The organism is Janthinobacterium sp. HH102 (genome assembly GCF_001758625.2).
Taxonomy (GTDB): Bacteria; Pseudomonadota; Gammaproteobacteria; order Burkholderiales; family Burkholderiaceae_D; genus Janthinobacterium.
In genome coordinates, this window is the sequence record NZ_CP062062.1 from 6251238 (window position 1) to 6273486 (window position 22249).

Genomic DNA, 22249 nt, shown 5'->3' on the forward strand with positions numbered 1-22249 from the left:
GTCGCTGCCTATGCTGAGGCTTCCTTCACCACTCGCCCACGATCATGACCATAGCCTCCCGCCGTCACGATATCGACGCCTTGCGCTTTCTCGTCTTCAGCCTGCTGATTGTCTATCACACTGCCCTGCTGTACATGGATGGATGGCACTTTCACATGCACAGCAGCTACGCCACCGATGCCTTGAACATGCCGCTGATCTTCCTCAACCGCTGGCGCATGGAAATCGTCTTCCTCATCTCCGGCGTCTCGTGCGCCATGATGACGCAGGCCTCGCGCGGCGCCTTCCTGTGGCGCAGGACCAAGCGGCTGCTGCTGCCGCTGCTGTTCGGCATGGCCGTCATCATTCCCATCCAGCCGTATTGCGAAGGGGTCAGCAAGGGCCTGGTCGAGCCTGGATATGGGCGGTTCCTGCTGCATTACTTTGGCGGCCATGCCTGGCCGGCAGGCGCCTTCGATGGCTGGCAATATGGCTTTACCTGGAACCACCTGTGGTATCTCGTGTACTTGCTGCTGTACATCATCGTACTGGTGGCGCTGCAACCGCTGCTGACGGCGCTGCGCCCCCGGTTCCAGCGCTTGCGCGGATGGCAATTGCTCGTCCTGCCTGCCCTGCCACCCTTGGCGGCCATGGTTTTCCTCAAAATGCGCTATCCGGAAACCCATGCGCTGGTGCGCGACTGGTATGCGCACGCCATGTATTTCACGCTGTTCCTGTATGGCTGGTGGCTGGGCAATGACAAGGGATTGTGGGCGGAACTGGCGCGCTTGCGCTGGCATACGCTGTGGCTGGGCCTGGGCGCGTTTGCCGTGTATATGTTTTTCGACCAGATATATTCGGAGAACCTGCTGACCTGGGCCGCGTTCGGCTCCTGGCCCATGCGCAATCTGTACATGTGGCTGGCCATCTGCGCCATCCTGGGCTGGTCGCACACCTTGCTGAATAAACCTTTTGCCTGGCTGCCATGGGCGCGCCAGGCCGTGTTTCCCTGGTACCTACTGCACCAGAGCGCGATTATCCTGCTGGCTTACTGGCTGGTGCCGCTGAAGCTGGGTCCCGTGCTGGAACCGCTGCTGATACTGGCTGGCACGGTGGCGACTTGCTGGTTGGCAACGTCGCTGCTGATCAGCAAAGTGCACTGGCTGCGCCCCTGTTTCGGCCTGCCCGCCAGGCCACGGCAAGCCGTAGCTGCGGACACGGCCTTGGCGGCGAATTAAGCTACTTTCTTTTCGTCGCGCAATTGACGGCGCAATATCTTGCCGACATTCGTCTTCGGCAATTCATCGCGGAACTCGATGTATTTCGGTTTCTTGTAGGCCGTCAATTCATGTTTGCAATGCTCGCGGATCTGTTCCACCGTCAGGTTCGGGTCCTTGCGCACAACAAACACTTTCACGGCTTCGCCCGCGTTGGCGTCCGGCACGCCGATGCAGGCGCATTCGAGCACACCAGGGCAGGACGCGACCACGTCTTCCACCTCGTTCGGATACACATTAAAGCCGGAGACGATGATCATGTCTTTCTTGCGGTCGACAATCTTCACATAGCCACGCTCGTCCATGACGCCCACGTCGCCCGTCTTGAAGTAGCCGTCGGCCGTCATCGACTTGGCCGTCTCGTCCGGACGCTGCCAGTAGCCCGCCATCACTTGCGGGCCGCGCACGGCGATTTCGCCGGGCTCGCCCAGCGGCACTTCCACGCCGTCATCATTCAGAATCGCCACTTCCGTCGACGGGAAAGGCAAGCCGATGGTGCCCGTGAATTCCGTGATGTCGACGCGGTTGCCCGTCACCACGGGTGATGTTTCCGACATGCCATAGCCTTCGATCAGCGGGCAGCCCGTCAGTTTCAGCCAGCGTTCGGCCACGTTGCGTTGCAGGGCCATGCCGCCGCCATTGCACACTTTGTAGCTGGAGAAATCGAGCTTGGCGAAGTCAGCATTGTTCAGCAGCGCGTTGTACAGGGTATTGACGGCCGGGAAGACGACGATCTTGTGCTTGCCCAATTCCTTGACGAAACCGGGGATGTCGCGCGGGTTGGGAATCAGCACGTTCAAGCCGCCCACGCGCATGCCCATCAAAGCGCTGACCGTCAGCGAATAGATGTGATACAGGGGCAAGGCGCACATGAATCCCATCGAGGTGGCGCGCATTTCAGGCGTCATCACGGGCGCCATCCACGCCTCGTTTTGCAATACGTTGGCAATCACGTTACGGTGCAACAGCATCGCGCCTTTTGAGACGCCCGTCGTGCCGCCCGTGTATTGCAGGAAGACGATATCGTCATGCCCCTGCTGCACCGGCGTCAGGCTCAAGCGTGCACCCTCGGCCAGCATCTTGTTGAAACTGATGGCGTTCGGCAAGGAAAACGCAGGCACCATTTTCTTGATCTTGCGCACGACGAAGTTGACGATGGTGCCCTTCAAGCCGCCCAGCAAGTCGCCCATGGTGGCCACGATCACGTGCTTGACCTGGGTATGCGGCAACACCTGTTCGACCGTCGTGGCGAAGTTTTCCAGCACGATGATCGCTTCGCTGCCCGAATCGACCAGCTGGTGCTGCAGTTCGCGCGGCGTGTACAGCGGATTGACGTTCACCACCGTGTAGCCGGCGCGCAGGATCGCCGCCATGGCGACCGGATATTGCAGCACGTTCGGCAGCATGATCGCCACGCGCGCGCCCCGTTGCAGCCCCTTGCTTTGCAGCCAGGCGCCCATCTGCAGCGACAACTGGTCGAGCTCGCGGTAGGTCAGGAATTTATCCATGCACACGAAAGCATTGCGGTCCGCATATTTCTGGAACGACTCTTCCAGCAAATGCGTGACGGAACGGTATTGCGTGCAATCAATCTCTGCGGGCACGCTGTCCGGGTACGACTTCAACCAAATCTTGTCCATCTCGCCTCATCTTTATCTGTAAAAGGGATGCGCCTCCTGGCGCATCCACACTGTTTATGCTGCTATCTTCGTTTCATCGCGCAAGGCGCGACGCAAAATCTTGCCGACGTTGGTCTTCGGCAGTTCATCGCGGAATTCGATGTATTTCGGCCGCTTGTAGCCCGTGAACTGCTCCTTGCAATACGCGGCCAGCACGGCCTGGGTCAGGTTCGGATCCTTGCGCACGACAAATACTTTCACGGCTTCGCCCGAGTGTTCATCGGGCACGCCCACGCACGCGCACTCGAGCACGCCCGGATGGGCCGCGATGACGGCTTCGACTTCATTCGGATACACATTGAAGCCGGAGACGAGAATCATGTCTTTCTTGCGATCCACGATCTTCACGTAGCCGCGCTCGTCCATGATGCCCACGTCGCCCGATTTAAAATAGCCGTCCGGTGTCATGACCTTGGCCGTCTCATCGGGACGGTTCCAGTAGCCGCTCATCACTTGCGGGCCACGGATGGCGATCTCGCCCGTCTGGCCCAGCGGCACTTCCTTTCCGTCATCGTCGAGGATGGCGATATCGGTCGATGGCACGGGCAAGCCGATGGTGCCGGAAAACGCCGTGCTGTCGGCACGGTTACAGGTGGCGACGGGCGACGTTTCCGACAAGCCGTAGCCTTCGATGATGGACACGCCCGTCACCTGCAGCCACTTGTCGTTGACGGCTTGCTGCACCGCCATGCCGCCGCCATTGGCGATCTTCAAGCCCGAGAAATCGAGCTTGGCGAAATCGGGGTGATTGACCAGCGCGTTATACAGCGTATTGACCGCAGGCAACAGGTTGAACTTGTACTTGCCCAGTTCCTTGATCAGGCCCGGGATATCGCGCGGATTCGGGATCAGGATATTCAGGGCGCCCACGCGCGTGCCCCACATGGCGCAGGCCGTCAGGGCAAAGATATGGTACAGCGGCAAGGCGCAGACGACGATCATCTGTTCCTTGCTGTTCTGGTCGAGCGCCGCGCCCGACCACGCTTCGCTTTGCAGCACATTGGCGATCACATTGCGGTGGCTCAAGGTCGCGCCTTTCGACACGCCCGTCGTGCCGCCCGTATATTGCAGGAAAGCGGGATCGTTGATGCTCAGCTCGACGGGCGTGAGCTTCATGCGGCTGCCCAGCGCCAGCGCCTGCTTGAAACGCATGGCGTTCGGCAAGGAATACGCGGGCACCATCTTCTTGACGTTGCGCACGACAAAATTGACGATCATGCCCTTCAAGCCACCGAGCATTTCGCCCATGCTGGCGACGACGATGTGCTTGACGGCCGTCTTGCTCAATACTTGCTCGACCGTATGGGCAAAATTTTCCAGCACGATGATCGCTTCGCTGCCCGAATCGTTGAGCTGGTGCTCAAGTTCGCGCGGCGTATATAAAGGGTTGACGTTGACCACCGTGTAGCCGGCGCGCAGCACGGCCGCGATCGCCACCGGATACTGGAGCACGTTCGGCATCATCAGGGCCACCCTGGCCCCCTTCTTCAGCCCACGGCTTTGCAGAAAGGCCCCCAGCTGGCGCGAATAGGTATCGAGTTCGGCATAGGTGAGAAATTTGTCCATGCAGACATAGGCATTGCGATCCGCATATTTTTGAAACGCTTCTTCCAGCAAATGCACCAGCGAACGATATTGATCAGGATCGATGTCGGCGGGGACGCCGGGAGGATACGACTTCAGCCAAATTTTTTCCATCCTGTGCCTCTTGTCTCGAATAATCGTGGGGGAGCCGGCGCATCTTGCCGACGCGGATCATCGCTGCGGATTCTGTCGTCCTGCAGTCAGTTTGAGCATTCTGACGAGCAATTGCTCTATGCTACTAATGCGATGCTATCGGGCGCCGCGCTTCCATGCAAGCGCTTTCAACAGTATTCGAGCAGCAACTCTAAGGCCTTTTTATGCTGCATTGCAGCACGATAAATACGCTGTTACCGAATCGCTTGCCTCGGCGTACTGGACAATCTTTACGGGTCAGGGGCTGGACAATTGTTCCAGCGCATGCCTGCGCTCGGGCTTCTTGAGCTGGGCCATTGTGTGCACTGCAGCATAAAAAGCACGAAAGTTCTTTTTTTCTTCCAGCAATTTTTTGAAGGCAGGCAAAAATTCATTGTAGGTAGACACCGAAGCCAGGTGCGCATTGCTCAATGGCTGCTCGAACCAGCGGTCGTAACCGGCAAAACCGCCCCAGTTTTGCTTGAGCACCTGATACGCGTCTTTCAATGCTGCAAACACCTGCGCCTTGCGCGCGCGCTTCTCCGCATCGCTGGCGTCGCTCGCATACACGGCGTCCAGTTCCCCCCGATACTTCAGCAGCAGGGCCAGAAAATCCTGGCGCCGCGCAGCATACTGGGCGTACGACGCGCGCATCGCGTCATTGCCCTCGCGCGCCAGCCAGTGCTGCACGCCCGCCTCTTCCACGGCGCTGGCAAACGATTCGTTGAAGGCCGAATCGCCGGGCACATACACCACCTGGTGCGCCAGCTCATGGAAAATCAGGCGCGCCAGTTCCGCATCGTTGTAGTTGATAAAGGTCGACAGCAGGGGATCGTCGAACCAGCCCAGGGTGGAATACGCGGGCACGCCGCCCACCTGCACGTCGTAATGCTGGGCGCGCAGCTCGTCGGCATACGCGAGCGCCTCATCCTTGCTGTAATAGCCGCGGTAATTCACGCAGCCGGCGATGGGAAAACACCATTGCAGCGGCTGCAGCGACAATTCCGGCGTGGCCACCACGTTCCACAGCACGAATGGGCGCCGCAGGGCCGCGTAATTCTTGTAGCTGCCATTGTCCGGCAAATCCAGTTCGCTGACGGCAAAGCGGCGGATCTGCTGCGCCTTGGCCAGGCGCACTTTCAAGCGCGGTTCGGTAGCCGGGTCATCGAGCCAGGCATCGATGGGGCGCGCGCCGGACCACAGCGCATATTGCCCCTGCGCCGCCTGCGTGTAGTAGCGCAGCTGCGTGCAGCCGCCCAGCGGCAGGCACAGCATGCCGACAAGCAGCCGGGCCGGCCAGCGCGCCATGTCAGGCAACCTTTTCCACTTCGACCAGCGTGTCATAAAAGGTGGGCGCGCGGCCCATGTCCGTCAGGCGCTGGCTCGTCACTTCATTGGCGTTCTTGCCATCGCTGGCGAGCTTTTTCCACCACACGGACAGGCCCACCACCAGGCCACGTCTCGCCTTGTCCGTGACCCTGGCCTTGGCGACAAAGCTGCCACGGTCATTGAAGATGCGCACCATGTCGCCGGCCGCGATGCCGCGCGCGGCACAATCGTCCGGGTGGATATCGAGGTGCGGCTCGCCCTCGGCCGCGCGCAGGCTTTTCACGTTCACAAAAGTGGAATTGAGGAAGTTGCGCGCCGGCGGCGAAATCATGGCCAGCGGGAAACGCGCCGCCAGCGCGGGATTGCTCGCTGGCGATTCGTGCGGCGCAATGTAGGTCGGCAAGGGATCGAGTCCCGCCTGCGCCATGGCGCTGGAATACAACTCGCACTTGCCCGATGGCGTGGGGAAACCACCCTCGGCAAAGGGCGCCTCGGGCATGGCCAGCTTTTGCCAGCCCGTGCGTTTCAGCGATTCCCAGTCGAAATGCACGGCACGGGCATCCGTCGCATCGAAGGCCTTGGCCGCCAGCGCATCGTCGCTTTCCTGGAAGCACGGGTCATCAAAGCCCATGTATTGGGCCAGCAGGCGGAAGATTTCCGTATTCGCCTTCGCTTCGCCCAGCGGCGCCACGGCCGCATTGTTCGCCATCATGTACAAATGGCCGTAGGTGGAATGCGCATCGACATGTTCCAGCTGCGTGGTGGCGGGCAGCACGATGTCGGCGTAATCGACGGTATCGGTCTGGAAGTGCTCGAGCACGACCGTAAACAAATCTTCGCGGGCAAAACCCTGCGCCACTTTCGACGAATCGGGCGCCACGGCCAGCGGATTCGAGTTGTAGACGATCACTGCCTCGACTTGCGGGCCGAACTCGGCGGAACTTTCTTTCAATAAATCGTCGCCGATAGTGCTCATGTTGATGGTGCGCGGCGTGCCTTTCAATAAGTCGGGGCGCTGCAAGGCCTTGCGGTTGACGGGGAAGGAACCCGAGCTCGACAGCTGCATGCCGCCGGCCGGATGGCGCCAGGCACCCGTCAGGGCCGGCAGGCAGGCGATATTGCGCACGGCCATGCCGCCGCCATGCACGCGCTGCACGCCATAGTTGGCACGGATGGCGGCGCCCTCGCCGGAACGGCAAGCGTGGCCGTACAGGCGCGCCAGTTTCACCACTTCCGTGGCCGTGATGCCGCACACCTCGGCCGCGCGCTCGGGCGGCCACGCCAAAGCGCGCTGTTTCAAGGCATCGTAGCCGACCGTGTAGCGTTCGATGTAATCATGGTCGACCAGGTCTTCGGTGATCAAGACATGCATCAAACCCAGCGCCAGGGCCGCATCGGTGCCCGGCAGCAAAGCGATATGCTGATGGCATTTTTCTGCCGTCAGCGAACGGTAAGGGTCGATGGCGATCAGGGTGGCGCCGTTGCGCTTGGCTTCCTGCGCGCGCATCCAGAAGTGCAGGTTCGAGGCGATGGGATTGCCGCCCCAGATGATGATCAATTTCGCGTTCTGGAACTGCTCCAGGTCCGTGCCGATGCTGGCGCCCACCGTGTAGCGGTAGCCCGTGGCGCCGGCCGAGGCGCAGATGGTGCGGTCCAGCAGGGAAGCGCCGAGCTGGTTGAAGAAACGCGAAGACATCGATTCGCCCTGCACCAGGCCCATGGTGCCGCAGTAGCTGTACGGCAAGATCGCCTGCGGATCGCGCGCGGCGATCGGTTTCAATCGGGCGGCGATGGTCTGCAATGCTTCTTCCCAGCTGATGCGCTCGAACTTGCCCTCGCCCTTCTTGCCCACGCGGCGCAGCGGATGCAGCAGCCGGTCCGCATGGTAGGTGCGTTCCGTGAAGCGCGATACCTTGGTGCACAGCACGCCAGCCGTGGTCGGGTGGTCGGGATCGCCCTTGACGGCGGTGGCCACCCCATCGGTCACGGTGACCAGCAAGGCGCAGGTATCGGGGCAATCGAGCGGGCAGGCGGCGCGCACTTGGGTGGTGGTCATCGGGTAATCCAAAAACGTTGGGGGAAGGCGATACTGTAAACCATTCCGCGCGCTTGCTGTTGGCGTCAGGGCAAGCTGGTCCGTGCGCTGGATTTACCCCGCAAACAAGGGCTACAATGCATTATTAGCCGCGTCTGTTTTTGATCAAACAAGCGCGGTCCGGCGCGCCATACATTGCTGCGTGCCAGCATCCACAGGAGAGTCCCATGAAACTAGTTGATCCGATCTTGGCGTTTCAATCCGAACTGCAAGGTATCCGCCGCGACCTGCATGCGCACCCCGAGCTGTGCTACGAAGAACAGCGCACCTCGGACGTGGTCGCCGCCAAACTGACGGAATGGGGCATTCCCGTGGTACGCGGCCTGGGCCGCACTGGCGTGGTCGGCATCATCAAAAATGGTACCTCGACACGCGCCATCGGCCTGCGCGCCGACATGGATGCCTTGCCGATGCAAGAAATGAATACCTTCGAGCATGCCTCGCGCCACCCGGGCAAGATGCACGCCTGCGGCCACGACGGCCACACGGCCATGCTGCTCGGTGCCGCCCATTACCTGGCGCAACACCGCAACTTCGACGGCACCGTCTACCTCGTCTTCCAGCCGGCGGAAGAAGGCGGTGCCGGCGCGCGCGAAATGATAGCAGACGGCTTGTTTACCCGCTTTCCCATGGATGCCATCTACGGCATGCACAACTGGCCGGGCGCGGAAACGGGCACCCTGAGCGTGGTGGAAGGCCCGATGATGGCGTCGAGCAATGAATTCCACGTCACCGTCAAGGGCAAGGGCGCGCATGCGGCCCAGCCTCACAAAGGCATCGACCCCGTGATGGTGGCCGTGCAAATCGCCCAGAGCTGGCAAACCGTCATCACGCGCAACAAGAGTCCGCTCGACACGGCCGTGCTGTCGATCACGCAAATCCATGCGGGCAGTGCCACCAACGTGATTCCCGATGACGCCAGCCTGGTCGGCACCGTGCGCACCTTTACCACGCCCGTGCTGGACCTGATCGAAGAGCGCATGCGCGACATCGCCGTGCACACGGCCGCCGCTTTTGGCGCGGAAGTCGATTTCCTCTTCAAGCGCAACTATCCGCCGCTGGTCAACCATGCGAAGGAAACGGCGTTTGCCGTCGACGTGATGAAAAGCGTGGTGGGCGCGGACAAGGTCAACGCGAATGTCGAACCGACCATGGGCGCGGAAGATTTCGCCTTTTTCCTGCAGGAAAAGGCTGGCTGCTACATCTTCATCGGCAATGGCGATGGCGAGCACCGCGATGGCGGCCACGGCCTGGGTCCGTGCGTCTTGCACAATGGCAGCTACGACTTCAACGACAATCTGCTGCCGATCGGCGCCAGTTTCTGGGTCAAGCTGGCCGAAGCGAGCCTGCCCGTCGCTTGATTCAGCTCAGCTTATCCGGACCAGTGCCCAAACGCTGACCCGGATTCAACGCTTCCAGGGCCAGCAAGGCCGCCGCATGGTCTGCCGTCGGGTGGCTGGTGGCGAGGGTTTCATAGCGCTGCGTCACCAGTTGCGTCACCGGCAAGGTGACGTGGGCCGCCTCGGCCGCCGCGAGGATGTTGTGCATATCCTTGATCTGGCTCTTCACCTGGCCACCGGCAACAAAGTTGCGCTCCAGCATGCGCTGGCCATGCACCTCCAAAATCTTGCTCTCGGCAAAACCGCCACGAATAGCGGCGCGTACGGCGCTCGCATCGGCGCCGGCCGCCTGGGCCAGCAGCAAGGCTTCCGCCACGATAGTCAATGTCGCGCCGACGATCAGCTGATTGCACAGCTTGGCAACCTGGCCGCTGCCGGCCGGGCCCACCAGAGTCGGGCGCCCCATCGCCGCCAGGATAGTTTCCACACGGGCGTAATCGCCGGTGCTGGCGCCGGCCATGATGGCCAGGGTACCCGCCTGCGCTCCGCCGACGCCGCCCGACACGGGCGCATCGATGAAGCCATGGCCAGCGGCGTGCAGAGTGGTATGGAATTGCTGGGCTTCTGATTGTCTGGTGGAGCTCATGTCGATCCAGATCGCGCCAGTTGCCAGGGCCGGCAGCGCTTCTTGCAGCACCTGCGCCACGATGGGACCGGCTTCCAGCATCGAGATGACCACGTCCGCACCATTGACCGCCTCAGCCACGGAAACGGCCGGCTGCGCCCCTGCCGCACGCAGGACTTCGGCCTTGCTGTGCGTGCGATTCCAAATTGTGACAGAATATCCAGCGCGTAGCAGGCACCGGACCATCGGATCCCCCATCAGACCGATACCAAGAAATGCGATTTTTGTAGAGAATGTCAATTGAACCCCTGAGATCAACAAGTGGCGAGAGCGGCATGCAAAGCAAGGTGCCTGTACAAACAAGACAAGCCTAACGGCCAATTTTACGATGAAAGCCTCTATGTTCTTCAAGAAGAATCTCCTCAAATCCATCGCCGCCGTTACCGCGCTGATGGCGGCCAACGCCGGCTTTGCCGCCGACGACAAACTGATCGACTCCGTCTACGGCGAATATGCCAAGGGCGTCAAAGTGCAGATGTTGCGTGCTGGCGTGACCTCGAACTGGGATAAGGCCTGGTTTGTATCGAATGGCACGCAGCTGAGCGGCTACTGGGATGCCAGCATCGGCGGCTGGGATGGCAAGAGCTATCGCAACGTCCCTGGCCAGCATCAAAAACTGTGGGATCTGGGCTTTACCCCTGTTTTCCGCTTTGAAAACACGAATAAGCTGGGCTTCTACGCGGAAGGCGGCATTGGCGTGCACATGCTGTCCAAGCTGTACGATAACGACGATAACCGCCTGTCGACCCACTTCCAGTTCGGCGACCATATCGGCATCGGGTATGTCTTCAATAACAAATGGGAAGTCGCTGCGAAAATCCAGCATTTCTCGAACGGCGGCTACAAGAAACCGAACAGCGGCGTCAATTACATGAACGTCAAAGTCGCTTATCACTTTTAATTGGTTTGATAAATGACAAAGGCAGCGCGCAGCGCTGCCTTTTTTTCGTCTGTTGCATTGGCAGCTGATGAACAGCCGGGGTCAGACCCTCCATGCCGCAAACTCATGAGCTTGTGCTGTCGCCATGGGGGTCGGCGTAGGTCGGCTTAGCGCCGCGCGCGTAAGCCGACAGCCACCGACACAAAAGCACAGACGAAAAAAAACCCGCCAATTGCTTGACGGGTTTTTCTCTTACTGCGTATAACAAGCCTGACGATAACCTACTTTCACACTGGTTGCAGCACTATCATCGGCGCAAAGTTGTTTCACGGTCCTGTTCGGGATGGGAAGGGGTGGGACCAACTTGCTATGGTCATCAGGCATAACTTGTACTGACGCTTGTCTCCTGTAGGACGACAAGGCCATGAATCTGGAAGAAGCAAAGATTGGGGGTAATGAATTGGTGTATCAACACACACGCAACGTTGTACCGTCTTATCCTCTGTACCTGCTAAGGTTATAGGGACAAGCCGTACGGGCAATTAGTACTGGTTAGCTTAATGCATTACTGCACTTCCACACCCAGCCTATCAACGTCCTGGTCTCGAACGACCCTTCAAAGAGCTCAAGGCTCTGGGAAATCTCATCTCAAGGCAAGTTTCCCGCTTAGATGCTTTCAGCGGTTATCTCTTCCGAACTTAGCTACCCGGCAATGCCACTGGCGTGACAACCGGTACACCAGAGGTTCGTCCACTCCGGTCCTCTCGTACTAGGAGCAGCCCCCTTCAAATTTCCAACGCCCACGGCAGATAGGGACCAAACTGTCTCACGACGTTTTAAACCCAGCTCACGTACCACTTTAAATGGCGAACAGCCATACCCTTGGGACCGGCTACAGCCCCAGGATGTGATGAGCCGACATCGAGGTGCCAAACTCCCCCGTCGATATGAACTCTTGGGAGGAATCAGCCTGTTATCCCCAGAGTACCTTTTATCCGTTGAGCGATGGCCCTTCCATACAGAACCACCGGATCACTATGTCCTACTTTCGTACCTGCTCGACTTGTCAGTCTCGCAGTTAAGCACGCTTATGCCATTGCACTATCAACACGATGTCCGACCGTATCTAGCGTACCTTCGAACTCCTCCGTTACACTTTAGGAGGAGACCGCCCCAGTCAAACTGCCTACCATGCACTGTCCCCGATCCGGATAACGGACCAAGGTTAGAACCTCAAACAAACCAGGGTGGTATTTCAAGGTTGGCTCCACGAGAACTAGCGTCCCCGCTTCAAAGCCTCCCACCTATCCTACACAGATTGGTTCAAAGTCCAATGCAAAGCTACAGTAAAGGTTCATGGGGTCTTTCCGTCTAGCCGCGGGTAGATTGCATCATCACAAACATTTCAACTTCGCTGAGTCTCGGGAGGAGACAGTGTGGCCATCGTTACGCCATTCGTGCAGGTCGGAACTTACCCGACAAGGAATTTCGCTACCTTAGGACCGTTATAGTTACGGCCGCCGTTTACTGGGACTTCAATCAAGAGCTTGCACCCCATCATTTAATCTTCCAGCACCGGGCAGGCGTCACACCCTATACGTCCACTTTCGTGTTTGCAGAGTGCTGTGTTTTTATTAAACAGTCGCAGCCACCAGTTTATTGCAACCCTTTCACCCTCATGGAGTAAACCAATCAAGCTACCGGGGCGTACCTTTTCCCGAAGTTACGGTACCAATTTGCCGAGTTCCTTCTCCCGAGTTCTCTCAAGCGCCTTAGAATACTCATCTCGCCCACCTGTGTCGGTTTGCGGTACGGTCTCGTATGACTGAAGCTTAGAGGCTTTTCTTGGAACCACTTCCGATTGCTTCATGAACAAGTTCACTCGTCCCATCCCCTTGAATTCCGCGCCCGGATTTGCCTAAGCGCCTTCTATGAGACAGAAACTGACTATTCCAACAGTCAGACAACCTTCCGCGATCCGTCCCCCCATCGCATCATACGACGGTGCAGGAATATTAACCTGCTTCCCATCAGCTACGCATCTCTGCCTCGCCTTAGGGGCCGACTCACCCTGCTCCGATGAACGTTGAACAGGAAACCTTGGGCTTACGGCGTGGAGGCTTTTCACCCCCATTATCGCTACTCATGTCAGCATTCGCACTTCTGATACCTCCAGCATCCTTTACAAGACACCTTCGCAGGCTTACAGAACGCTCTCCTACCATATGCTTACGCATATCCGCAGCTTCGGTGACTGGCTTAGCCCCGTTACATCTTCCGCGCAGGACGACTCGATCAGTGAGCTATTACGCTTTCTTTAAATGATGGCTGCTTCTAAGCCAACATCCTGACTGTTTTAGCCTTCCCACTTCGTTTTCCACTTAGCCAATCTTTGGGACCTTAGCTGGCGGTCTGGGTTGTTTCCCTCTTGACGCCGGACGTTAGCACCCGACGTCTGTCTCCCAAGCTCGCACTCATCGGTATTCGGAGTTTGCAATGGTTTGGTAAGTCGCAATGACCCCCTAGCCATAACAGTGCTCTACCCCCGATGGTGATACTTGAGGCACTACCTAAATAGTTTTCGGAGAGAACCAGCTATTTCCAAGTTTGTTTAGCCTTTCACCCCTACCCACAGCTCATCCCCTAATTTTTCAACATTAGTGGGTTCGGACCTCCAGGGCGTGTTACCGCACCTTCATCCTGGCCATGAGTAGATCACTTGGTTTCGGGTCTACACCCAGCGACTGATCGCCCTATTCGGACTCGATTTCTCTACGGCTTCCCTATTCGGTTAACCTTGCCACTGAATGTAAGTCGCTGACCCATTATACAAAAGGTACGCAGTCACGGAACAAGTCCGCTCCTACTGTTTGTATGCACACGGTTTCAGGATCTATTTCACTCCCCTTCCGGGGTTCTTTTCGCCTTTCCCTCACGGTACTGGTTCACTATCGGTCGATTACGAGTATTTAGCCTTGGAGGATGGTCCCCCCATATTCAGACAGGATGTCACGTGTCCCGCCCTACTTGTCGTACGCTTAGTACCACCGGTCCGATTTCACATACGGGGCTATCACCCGCTATGGCTCCTATTTCCAGAGGATTCTGTTATCGGTCCGACTATCACGTACAGGCTCTTCCCATTTCGCTCGCCGCTACTTTGGGAATCTCGGTTGATTTCTTTTCCTGCAGCTACTTAGATGTTTCAGTTCGCCGCGTTCGCCTTGCATACCTATGTATTCAGTATGCAATACCCTAAAAGGGTGGGTTGCCCCATTCGGAAATCTGCGGATCAAAGTGTGTTTGCTCACTCCCCGCAGCTTATCGCAAGCTACTACGTCCTTCATCGCCTGTAATCGCCAAGGCATCCACCATGTGCACTTATTCGCTTGTCCCTATAACGTTAGCCTCTGAAGACCGAAGTCCTCAAAGAGCGCTACAGGGATAAGAAAGTACAACGTTGTTGCTTGTTTGTTGATACATACAATCATCACCCATCGATCTGCGTTTTACGGCAAACCGATCAATAAATAATCTTTACTTCTTCCAGATTGTTAAAGAACGAAACAGCTTTGATCGCTAAAAGATCAAACCTAAACCTGACTGGCTTACGTTTGCACTTTCAAAGTACTTGGTGGAGGATGACGGGATCGAACCGACGACCCCCTGCTTGCAAAGCAGGTGCTCTCCCAGCTGAGCTAATCCCCCAGGATATTTCTACGACTCGGGTCTTACTGGTAGGGCTGGTTGGACTCGAACCAACGACCCCCGCGTTATCAACACGGTGCTCTAACCAGCTGAGCTACAGCCCCAACGCGGTGCTACTACGACTACTGTTTCTTCTTCATTTAACAGCCGATAAGTGTGAACATTTGATGCGTGAATCATTACTGATTCGTGCAAACTCTAGAAAGGAGGTGATCCAGCCGCACCTTCCGATACGGCTACCTTGTTACGACTTCACCCCAGTCACGAATCCTACCGTGGTAAGCGCCCTCCTTGCGGTTAAGCTACCTACTTCTGGTAAAACCCGCTCCCATGGTGTGACGGGCGGTGTGTACAAGACCCGGGAACGTATTCACCGCGACATGCTGATCCGCGATTACTAGCGATTCCAACTTCATGCAGTCGAGTTGCAGACTACAATCCGGACTACGATACACTTTCTGCGATTAGCTCCCCCTCGCGGGTTGGCGGCGCTCTGTATGTACCATTGTATGACGTGTGAAGCCCTACCCATAAGGGCCATGAGGACTTGACGTCATCCCCACCTTCCTCCGGTTTGTCACCGGCAGTCTCATTAGAGTGCCCTTTCGTAGCAACTAATGACAAGGGTTGCGCTCGTTGCGGGACTTAACCCAACATCTCACGACACGAGCTGACGACAGCCATGCAGCACCTGTGTACTGGTTCTCTTTCGAGCACTCCCCGATCTCTCGGGGATTCCAGCCATGTCAAGGGTAGGTAAGGTTTTTCGCGTTGCATCGAATTAATCCACATCATCCACCGCTTGTGCGGGTCCCCGTCAATTCCTTTGAGTTTTAATCTTGCGACCGTACTCCCCAGGCGGTCTACTTCACGCGTTAGCTGCGTTACCAAGTCAATTAAGACCCGACAACTAGTAGACATCGTTTAGGGCGTGGACTACCAGGGTATCTAATCCTGTTTGCTCCCCACGCTTTCGTGCATGAGCGTCAATCTTGACCCAGGGGGCTGCCTTCGCCATCGGTGTTCCTCCACATATCTACGCATTTCACTGCTACACGTGGAATTCTACCCCCCTCTGCCAGATTCTAGCCTTGCAGTCTCCAATGCAATTCCCAGGTTGAGCCCGGGGATTTCACATCAGACTTACAAAACCGCCTGCGCACGCTTTACGCCCAGTAATTCCGATTAACGCTTGCACCCTACGTATTACCGCGGCTGCTGGCACGTAGTTAGCCGGTGCTTATTCTTCAGGTACCGTCATTAGCAAGAGATATTAGCTCTCACCGTTTCTTCCCTGACAAAAGAGCTTTACAACCCGAAGGCCTTCTTCACTCACGCGGCATTGCTGGATCAGGCTTTCGCCCATTGTCCAAAATTCCCCACTGCTGCCTCCCGTAGGAGTCTGGACCGTGTCTCAGTTCCAGTGTGGCTGGTCGTCCTCTCAGACCAGCTACTGATCGATGCCTTGGTAGGCTTTTACCCTACCAACTAGCTAATCAGATATCGGCCGCTCCACGAGCATGAGGTCTTGCGATCCCCCACTTTCATCCGTAGATCGTATGCGGTATTAGCGTAACTTTCGCTACGTTATCCCCCACTCCAGGGTACGTTCCGATATATTACTCACCCGTTCGCCACTCGCCACCAGAGCAAGCTCCGTGCTGCCGTTCGACTTGCATGTGTAAGGCATGCCGCCAGCGTTCAATCTGAGCCAGGATCAAACTCTTCAGTTTAATCTCTGTTTAATGTCATTTCTGACAGGTCGGACAGTATCACTACCATCCAAATCTTTGGCATTGCCAAAGATTTGCTCACTCAAAAAACTGACAGGCCACTACTTTCGTAGCGCCTATTTCATTATTTCTTGTGAACATTTGATATTTTAAGTTAGACGCCAATCCGAAGATTGACGCTGCACTTACATCAAATGCCCACACTTATCGACTGTTAATTGTTAAAGAACTGTATTCGGCTACTGCTTTCGCGCTATCGACAAAGCGTTGTGTTTGTCAGCTGCGAAGAAGGAAGAGTATGAAGCGTTTCGGCTAATTCGTCAACCTTCTTTTTTGCCGTTTGCTACTGCATCCGGCTCCCTCTGTTTCGCTAAAACCACTGCGTCTCATTGGGGAGGCGAACTATAGCAAAGCCACTCAAGGGCGGCAAGCTTTATTTCAGCAATTCGGCAACCGCCATGCCCACATCGGTCGTACTGGCGCTGCCGCCCATATCCGGCGTACGCGGACCATGCTCGAGCACCCGCTCGATGGCGTGCACAATCGCGTCATGCGCCGCCGTGTAATTGGCATCGCCATTACCGAGGAAGTCCAGCATCATGGCGCCCGACCAGATCATGCCGATCGGGTTGGCGATATTCTGGCCATAGATATCGGGCGCGGAACCGTGCACCGGCTCAAAGACGGAGGGGAATGTACGCTCCGGATTGATATTGGCCGATGGTGCGATGGCAATCGTTCCCGTGCACGCAGGTCCCAGGTCAGACAATATGTCGCCAAACAGATTCGAAGCGACCACCACGTCGAAACGTTCGGGACTCAATACAAAGCGAGCCGCCAGGATGTCGATATGGTATTTATCCCAGCAGACCTCGGGAAAGCTCGGGCCCATCGCTTCCACCCGTTCATCCCAATACGGCATGCTGATGGCAATGCCATTCGACTTGGTCGCCGATGTCAGGTGTTTTTTAGGCCGGCTTTGCGCCAGCTCAAACGCATACTTCAGGATGCGGTCGATGCCTTTGCGCGTAAACACGGATTCCTGCAGCACCATTTCGCGCTCGGTCCCCTCGAACATGCGTCCGCCCACGGATGAATATTCTCCTTCCGTATTTTCACGCACCACATAAAAGTCGATATCGCCCGGCTTTTTATTCGCCAGCGGACATGGCACGCCCCGCATCAGCCGCACGGGACGCAAGTTGACGTATTCGTCGAATTCACGCCGGAACTTCAGTAATGAACCCCACAGCGAGATATGATCGGGCACCTTGTCCGGCCAGCCCACGGCGCCAAAATAGATGGCGTCGAAATCCTTGAGCTGCGCGAACCAGTCCGAGGGCATCATTTGCCCGTGTTCCAGGTAATAGTCGCAATTGGCCCATGCCATCGTCGTAAACTGCAGGTCGATATTGAAACGGCGGGCGGCCGCTTCAATTACACGCAAGCCCTCCGGCATGACTTCATTGCCAATGCCGTCACCGGCGATGACGGCGATTTTATGTATGCTCATGGGGGAAACCCTGTTGGAAATAGACGATGGAAGCTCGTATTTACATCTGCTGCGTCACGTCCGGGTACAGACGCGCCAGCACATCGGCAGTGATCGCCGTGATGATGGGCTGCACACATTCGGCAGCCAGTTCATTGGACTTCGCGCGGCGCACCTCTTTCCATAACTCGACCAATGCGCTCTCATGACGCGCCACCGCCTGCTCGACTTCATCCTGCCAGAAGGCCGGCGCCTCGCTTTCGACAAAGTTGCCGCGGCCACGGCCAAAGTGCGCCACCGCCAGGTAACGCAGCACGCCCGCCACCACCAAGGTGCGCAGGAAGGCATCGGTAAATTGCATCGTGGGCTCGTTGCGGTCCGTTCCGGAATTAAAGCCCCAGGCTGCGCCCGCAAACGTCAACGCACCAACCACACCGCCAAGCAGGGCGCCCGTGCCCAAGGTCAGGCCGCCGGAAATCAGGTCGGCCGACAGCCCCGTCGCCGCACCGGAAATCATCGCGCCCAATAGCCCTGCCTGCGCCTTGTCGATCGGCGCGCGCACGGCGAAGTTCTCCCGTATCCGGCTATTGATCTTATGCGCGTCGGTCGGGTCGAGTTTGTGCAAGATCAAAAGCTCACGCGTGGTGATACCGCTGTGCGCATTAAGCCGCGCCACCAGGCTGGCCATGGCCTTTTCCTGGCGTTGCTGCTCTGCGTTCTTGCCTATGCCAACGACCTGCAAGGCCGATTTCAGCAGCCCCTTAGAGGCGGGCTCGATGGCTTCGCGATCCTGCCCGGCCACCGCCAGTTGCGTGGCCAGCAAGTGCATCGCCTGCCGGAAACGTGCCGTATTCTGCTCTTGCCAGGCAGCAAACAAACGCGCATAGCCTGCTTGCTGCGACTGCGGCAACAATTTACCCACAGCTTCGTAAAACACGCGTTCATGCACCCAGCAGCGGGCAAAGGCATCGAGCGCCAGGACATCGCGCACGATTGGATACTGCTGCAAATGCTCGCGCCAGCGCGCCTGCTCGCCATGTTCCTCATTACCCGGACGCGGCGGCCCCATCTGATTGAGCAAGACCACCACAGGCTTATCCAGCCAGGCGAGGATTTTCATTTCCGCCGGCAAGTAGCCCGCATCCTTCGGATGTTCCGAGGAATTCACCAGGTACAACACCACGTCGGCGGAGTCCTTGGCCGTGCGCAGCGCCTGCTGGCTGAGCCAAAACGGGCGGTCGCGATAACGGTCCAGCACTTCACGCAGAAACCAGCCGATGGGATTGCCTGACTGGCCCAGGCGCTTGAGCAGACGCACGGAGTCGCCAAAGCCGGGCGTGTCCCACAATTGCAAAGCATCACCCTGTGGCGTGGCCAACAAGGTATGCGATTCGGCAAACACGGTTACGTGGGCAGCGTCGCGCACTTCGCCCACATCCACGCCCACGAGGGTACGCGCGAGTGTTGTCTTGCCATTATTCGTGTGCGAAATCAGCGCAAACTGAATCTGCACCGCGTCATCTTGCACATCTTTATTCACGTTTACACTCATGCTGCTGCCGATACTTTCAAGCCGACACCGGCATCAAGCGGGTGCAAGGCAGGGTTGAGCAAATTGACCACGGTGGCCGTGGCTTTATGGAACTGGCAGAACTGCTGCCACAAGGCGACCCGTTCCGCCAGACGCGCGCCGTTATCCGCCTGCTCGCCCGCGCGCTCCAGGTAGCTGGACTCGTCGATCAGGACAGCGATGCCGCGCGCCGACGATTGCACCAGATAATCGAGGAAGGCCCCGTGATTTTCCTTTTCCGGCGTCGCCGTCAGATTGAACAGCACGGCCGTGATATTGACTTGTGGATCGTTCAAGTCCGTGTCGCGCAAGACGTCCTGCGGCTCTTCGCCATACGACGTTGATGGACGCAGCATCATGCGCCCCTGCTCGCCAAACAGCATGAGGGCGATTTGCCCCAGACCCTTGTGGCGTGCCTCATCGACAGTAAAGCTGTAGGGCAAGACGCGCAGCATGCCGCCCGTGGCCACACCGATGCTTTCATTAAGCTTGCGGAAATACGGCTGATCGAGATCCAGCGGAAACTGCCTGGCCAGGCGCGCGGCGCGCCAATTATTGACCAGGGCCAGGATCAGGCGGGGGACGACCACCAGCAGGAAAATCGTCGCCGCATACAAATGCACCCAGCGTGCGCCGCCTTCGACGGTCGTCGTTTGCGGGAAGCGCAGCGCTTCGATTTCCGCCAGCGAAAAACCTTGTAAGTGAAACAGGGCAATGGCCGGCGCAAACAGGGTCGACAGCAGGCTGTGCACCTGGCCGGCATTCAGAAACGTGCTTTCCCAGCCGGCCGCGTATTGCGACAGAAAACCGCGCGCATACAACGAGGCGACGGCGCCAATGGCAAACATGGCAGCGCTCAAGTGGATGGTACGGCCCAGGCGCGCGGCCGTCAGCTTGGCGCTCAAATGCGCCCACTCGCCCATGAAACTGAGCAAGCCCGAAGACAAGGCGTGCGGCAGTTTGCGCGGCAAGGCAAGGCGCCCTACGCTCAGGTGGCGCACCAGCCCCGCTTTCGGCCAGCCGAGCGAGTGCGAAGGGATGCATAGCCAGATCAGCAAGCCCAGGTAGACCAGCACATTCCAGGCGATGATCAGCAGCAAGGGCGCCGACAGCAAGTCGACGCGATGGGGGTCCGTTATACGGTCCAGTCCGGCGCCCAGCAGCAAAGCCAGCAGGGGCAAGGCCAGCGCCATGGTCTTCATGCCGTTGCGACGCTTCGCGAAAGCAGCGAAGGCGGGAGTGCGCTCGGTGATGCGCTTGAGGATCAGCTCGGAACGCTGCTGCAGGAAATCGTCACCCGTGACTTCGGCCTGCTTGCCCGAAGCTTGCCACTGCGCAAGCTCACGCGCACTGCGGCTGGCATACATGCGGTCATCCTCGCTGAGGACTTCTTTTTTCTGGTCGGCCGTCTCGATAGCACGGACCAATACCACTTCTCTCGCAATCTGCTCGTTCATGGTGCTCCTGTTTTTGTATGAAACGACAACTCGACAGGCAGATTGTGACGTACTTTCGTGTTTCAGGCCAACGCGTCCTCGGCCCGGAACAAATGATGCAGCAGATAGATCAGGAAAGCAGCAATCCAGGCAGACCACAAGGTGTGTGTAAAGAATTGCGTACCTTGCAACTGTTGCTGCCAGCTTGCCGCCAAACCGCACAGCAGCATGACGCAAGCGAGCAGCAGCGCCGTGCGTGGTCGCCCGGGCAGACAGAACAATGGCAAGGCCAGCATCCACCAGGCAGTGTTCGCCTGGGTAGCAGGCAGGCATGCCATGGCAGATGCGCTGGCTGGCAATGTTTCCAACAGGCGCGTGTACGGCTCCAGTCCACCATAACGCAACAAATCCGTGGGACAGGGCACGTCGCTGAAGGAAGAGAGCAAATAGATGCTTAGCGGCACGAAGATAGCCGACAGCGCCACCACGCGCAAGGCGCTGCGACGCGAAGCAAGCCAGGCCAACGGACGCAAGGTGTCCCACACGGCCAGCGCGATCATGACGGCGCCAAGCAAGATCATACCGATCTGAAAACTGCGCGCCCACACGCTGTCAGCGCCGACAAATTGCCCACGCGCACCGTCGAACATACTGTCGGCAATCATGAGGTCGAGGTTGCTGTAATTGCCGATCCAGAGTATCAGCATGGCCGACAGCATCAGGATGCTATCGATGCCTTTGGAAGTTTTGACGAGTTTAAGCTTGGACAGCATGGGTGCACACGTTACTTGATGAGAATGGACATCATCGTACAGTGTCAATATGAAGAGAACATGACGGTGCCCGTCGTGCACAACATGTGGTGATAAATGACAAAGGCAGCGCACAGCGCTGCTTTTTTTTTCGCCTGCTGAACAGCCGGGGTCAGCCCCCCTCACACTGACCGTCGGTCGGTGGATCGGCGCAGGTCGGCGTAGGTCGGCTTAGCGCAGCGTAAGCCGACAACCACCCGCAGCACCCCGCAAAACCGCCAGACGAAAAAAAACCCGACCATTGCTGATCGGGTTTTTCTCAAGAAACCACAGCCAAAGGCTGTTGCTTCAAATAACAAGCCTGACGATAACCTACTTTCACACTGGTTGCAGCACTATCATCGGCGCAAAGTTGTTTCACGGTCCTGTTCGGGATGGGAAGGGGTGGGACCAACTTGCTATGGTCATCAGGCATAACTTGTACTGACGCTTGTCTCCTGTAGGACGACAAGGCCATGAATCTGGAAGAAGCAAAGATCGGGGTAATGAATTGGTGTATCAACACACACGCAACGTTG

The 22249-nt window shown here is 57.7% G+C and carries 12 protein-coding genes, 2 tRNA genes and 4 rRNA genes; 3 read left to right on the top strand and 15 right to left on the bottom strand.

Annotation, left to right across the window (positions count from 1 at the left end):
- Positions 1-44 precede the first annotated feature (44 nt).
- A complete protein-coding gene (locus JAB4_RS28450) occupies positions 45-1217 on the top strand; it encodes an acyltransferase family protein (protein ID WP_070220713.1) in 1173 nt (390 codons plus the stop codon).
- Here JAB4_RS28450 and JAB4_RS28455 read toward each other — a convergent pair.
- The 4 genes from JAB4_RS28455 to JAB4_RS28470 all read right to left on the bottom strand — a co-directional run bounded on the left by JAB4_RS28455 (position 1214) and on the right by JAB4_RS28470 (position 8036).
- Complete coding sequence (locus JAB4_RS28455) at positions 1214-2896, bottom strand: long-chain-fatty-acid--CoA ligase (RefSeq protein WP_070220714.1); 1683 nt, start codon at positions 2894-2896, stop codon at positions 1214-1216. The two genes, JAB4_RS28450 and JAB4_RS28455, sit on opposite strands and share 4 nt — an antisense overlap.
- A 54-nt stretch (positions 2897-2950) precedes the next feature.
- On the bottom strand, positions 2951-4633 hold the full coding sequence (locus JAB4_RS28460; protein ID WP_070220716.1) for a long-chain fatty acid--CoA ligase: 1683 nt from the start codon (positions 4631-4633) through the stop codon (positions 2951-2953).
- A gap of 276 nt (positions 4634-4909) precedes the next feature.
- Positions 4910-5959 carry an aminopeptidase gene (locus JAB4_RS28465; protein WP_070220718.1) on the bottom strand — a complete coding sequence of 350 codons (1050 nt, stop codon included), beginning with the start codon at positions 5957-5959 and terminating at the stop codon, positions 4910-4912.
- A gap of 1 nt (position 5960) precedes the next feature.
- Positions 5961-8036: a molybdopterin oxidoreductase family protein gene (locus tag JAB4_RS28470; protein ID WP_070220720.1), complete on the bottom strand. Its 2076-nt coding sequence runs from the start codon at positions 8034-8036 to the stop codon at positions 5961-5963.
- 206 nt (positions 8037-8242) lie between these two features.
- On the opposite strand from JAB4_RS28470, the gene JAB4_RS28475 reads away from it, so the two are divergent.
- On the top strand, positions 8243-9436 hold the full coding sequence (locus JAB4_RS28475) for a M20 aminoacylase family protein (RefSeq protein WP_070220722.1): 1194 nt from the start codon (positions 8243-8245) through the stop codon (positions 9434-9436).
- A gap of 1 nt (position 9437) precedes the next feature.
- On the opposite strand, the gene JAB4_RS28480 is transcribed toward JAB4_RS28475, so the two are convergent.
- A complete protein-coding gene (locus JAB4_RS28480) occupies positions 9438-10322 on the bottom strand; it encodes an NAD(P)-dependent oxidoreductase (protein ID WP_265334732.1) in 885 nt (294 codons plus the stop codon).
- A 106-nt stretch (positions 10323-10428) separates the two neighbouring features.
- On the opposite strand from JAB4_RS28480, the gene JAB4_RS28485 reads away from it, so the two are divergent.
- Positions 10429-11001: an acyloxyacyl hydrolase gene (locus JAB4_RS28485; RefSeq protein ID WP_227742064.1), complete on the top strand. Its 573-nt coding sequence runs from the start codon at positions 10429-10431 to the stop codon at positions 10999-11001.
- 247 nt (positions 11002-11248) lie between these two features.
- On the opposite strand, the gene rrf (JAB4_RS28490) is transcribed toward JAB4_RS28485, so the two are convergent.
- The 10 genes from rrf (JAB4_RS28490) to rrf (JAB4_RS28535) form a co-directional block, all read right to left on the bottom strand.
- A 5S ribosomal RNA gene (gene rrf, locus JAB4_RS28490) occupies positions 11249-11361 on the bottom strand.
- Between the two features lie 140 nt (positions 11362-11501).
- Positions 11502-14375 (bottom strand): 23S ribosomal RNA (locus JAB4_RS28495).
- A 237-nt stretch (positions 14376-14612) separates the two neighbouring features.
- Positions 14613-14688 (bottom strand) — tRNA-Ala (locus JAB4_RS28500).
- A gap of 27 nt (positions 14689-14715) precedes the next feature.
- Positions 14716-14792 (bottom strand) — tRNA-Ile (locus JAB4_RS28505).
- A gap of 98 nt (positions 14793-14890) precedes the next feature.
- Positions 14891-16421, bottom strand: a 16S ribosomal RNA gene (locus JAB4_RS28510).
- Together the 16S, 23S and 5S rRNA genes with 2 tRNA genes alongside form the textbook arrangement of a ribosomal RNA operon.
- A 433-nt stretch (positions 16422-16854) precedes the next feature.
- Positions 16855-17934, bottom strand: coding sequence for a tartrate dehydrogenase (locus JAB4_RS28515; protein WP_070223768.1), 1080 nt, complete (start codon positions 17932-17934; stop codon positions 16855-16857).
- Between the two features lie 40 nt (positions 17935-17974).
- The gene (locus JAB4_RS28520) at positions 17975-19465 is read right to left on the bottom strand and encodes a DUF3482 domain-containing protein (RefSeq protein WP_070223770.1); all 1491 of its coding nucleotides are present in this window, start codon (positions 19463-19465) and stop codon (positions 17975-17977) included.
- Positions 19462-20940: a DUF2868 domain-containing protein gene (locus tag JAB4_RS28525; RefSeq protein ID WP_070223772.1), complete on the bottom strand. Its 1479-nt coding sequence runs from the start codon at positions 20938-20940 to the stop codon at positions 19462-19464. The genes JAB4_RS28520 and JAB4_RS28525 overlap by 4 nt, the downstream gene beginning before the upstream one ends.
- 62 nt (positions 20941-21002) lie before the next feature.
- A complete protein-coding gene (locus JAB4_RS28530; RefSeq protein ID WP_083287493.1) occupies positions 21003-21692 on the bottom strand; it encodes a hypothetical protein in 690 nt (229 codons plus the stop codon).
- Positions 21693-22030: 338 nt separating this feature from the next.
- A 5S ribosomal RNA gene (gene rrf, locus JAB4_RS28535) occupies positions 22031-22143 on the bottom strand.
- Positions 22144-22249: the final 106 nt, after the last annotated feature.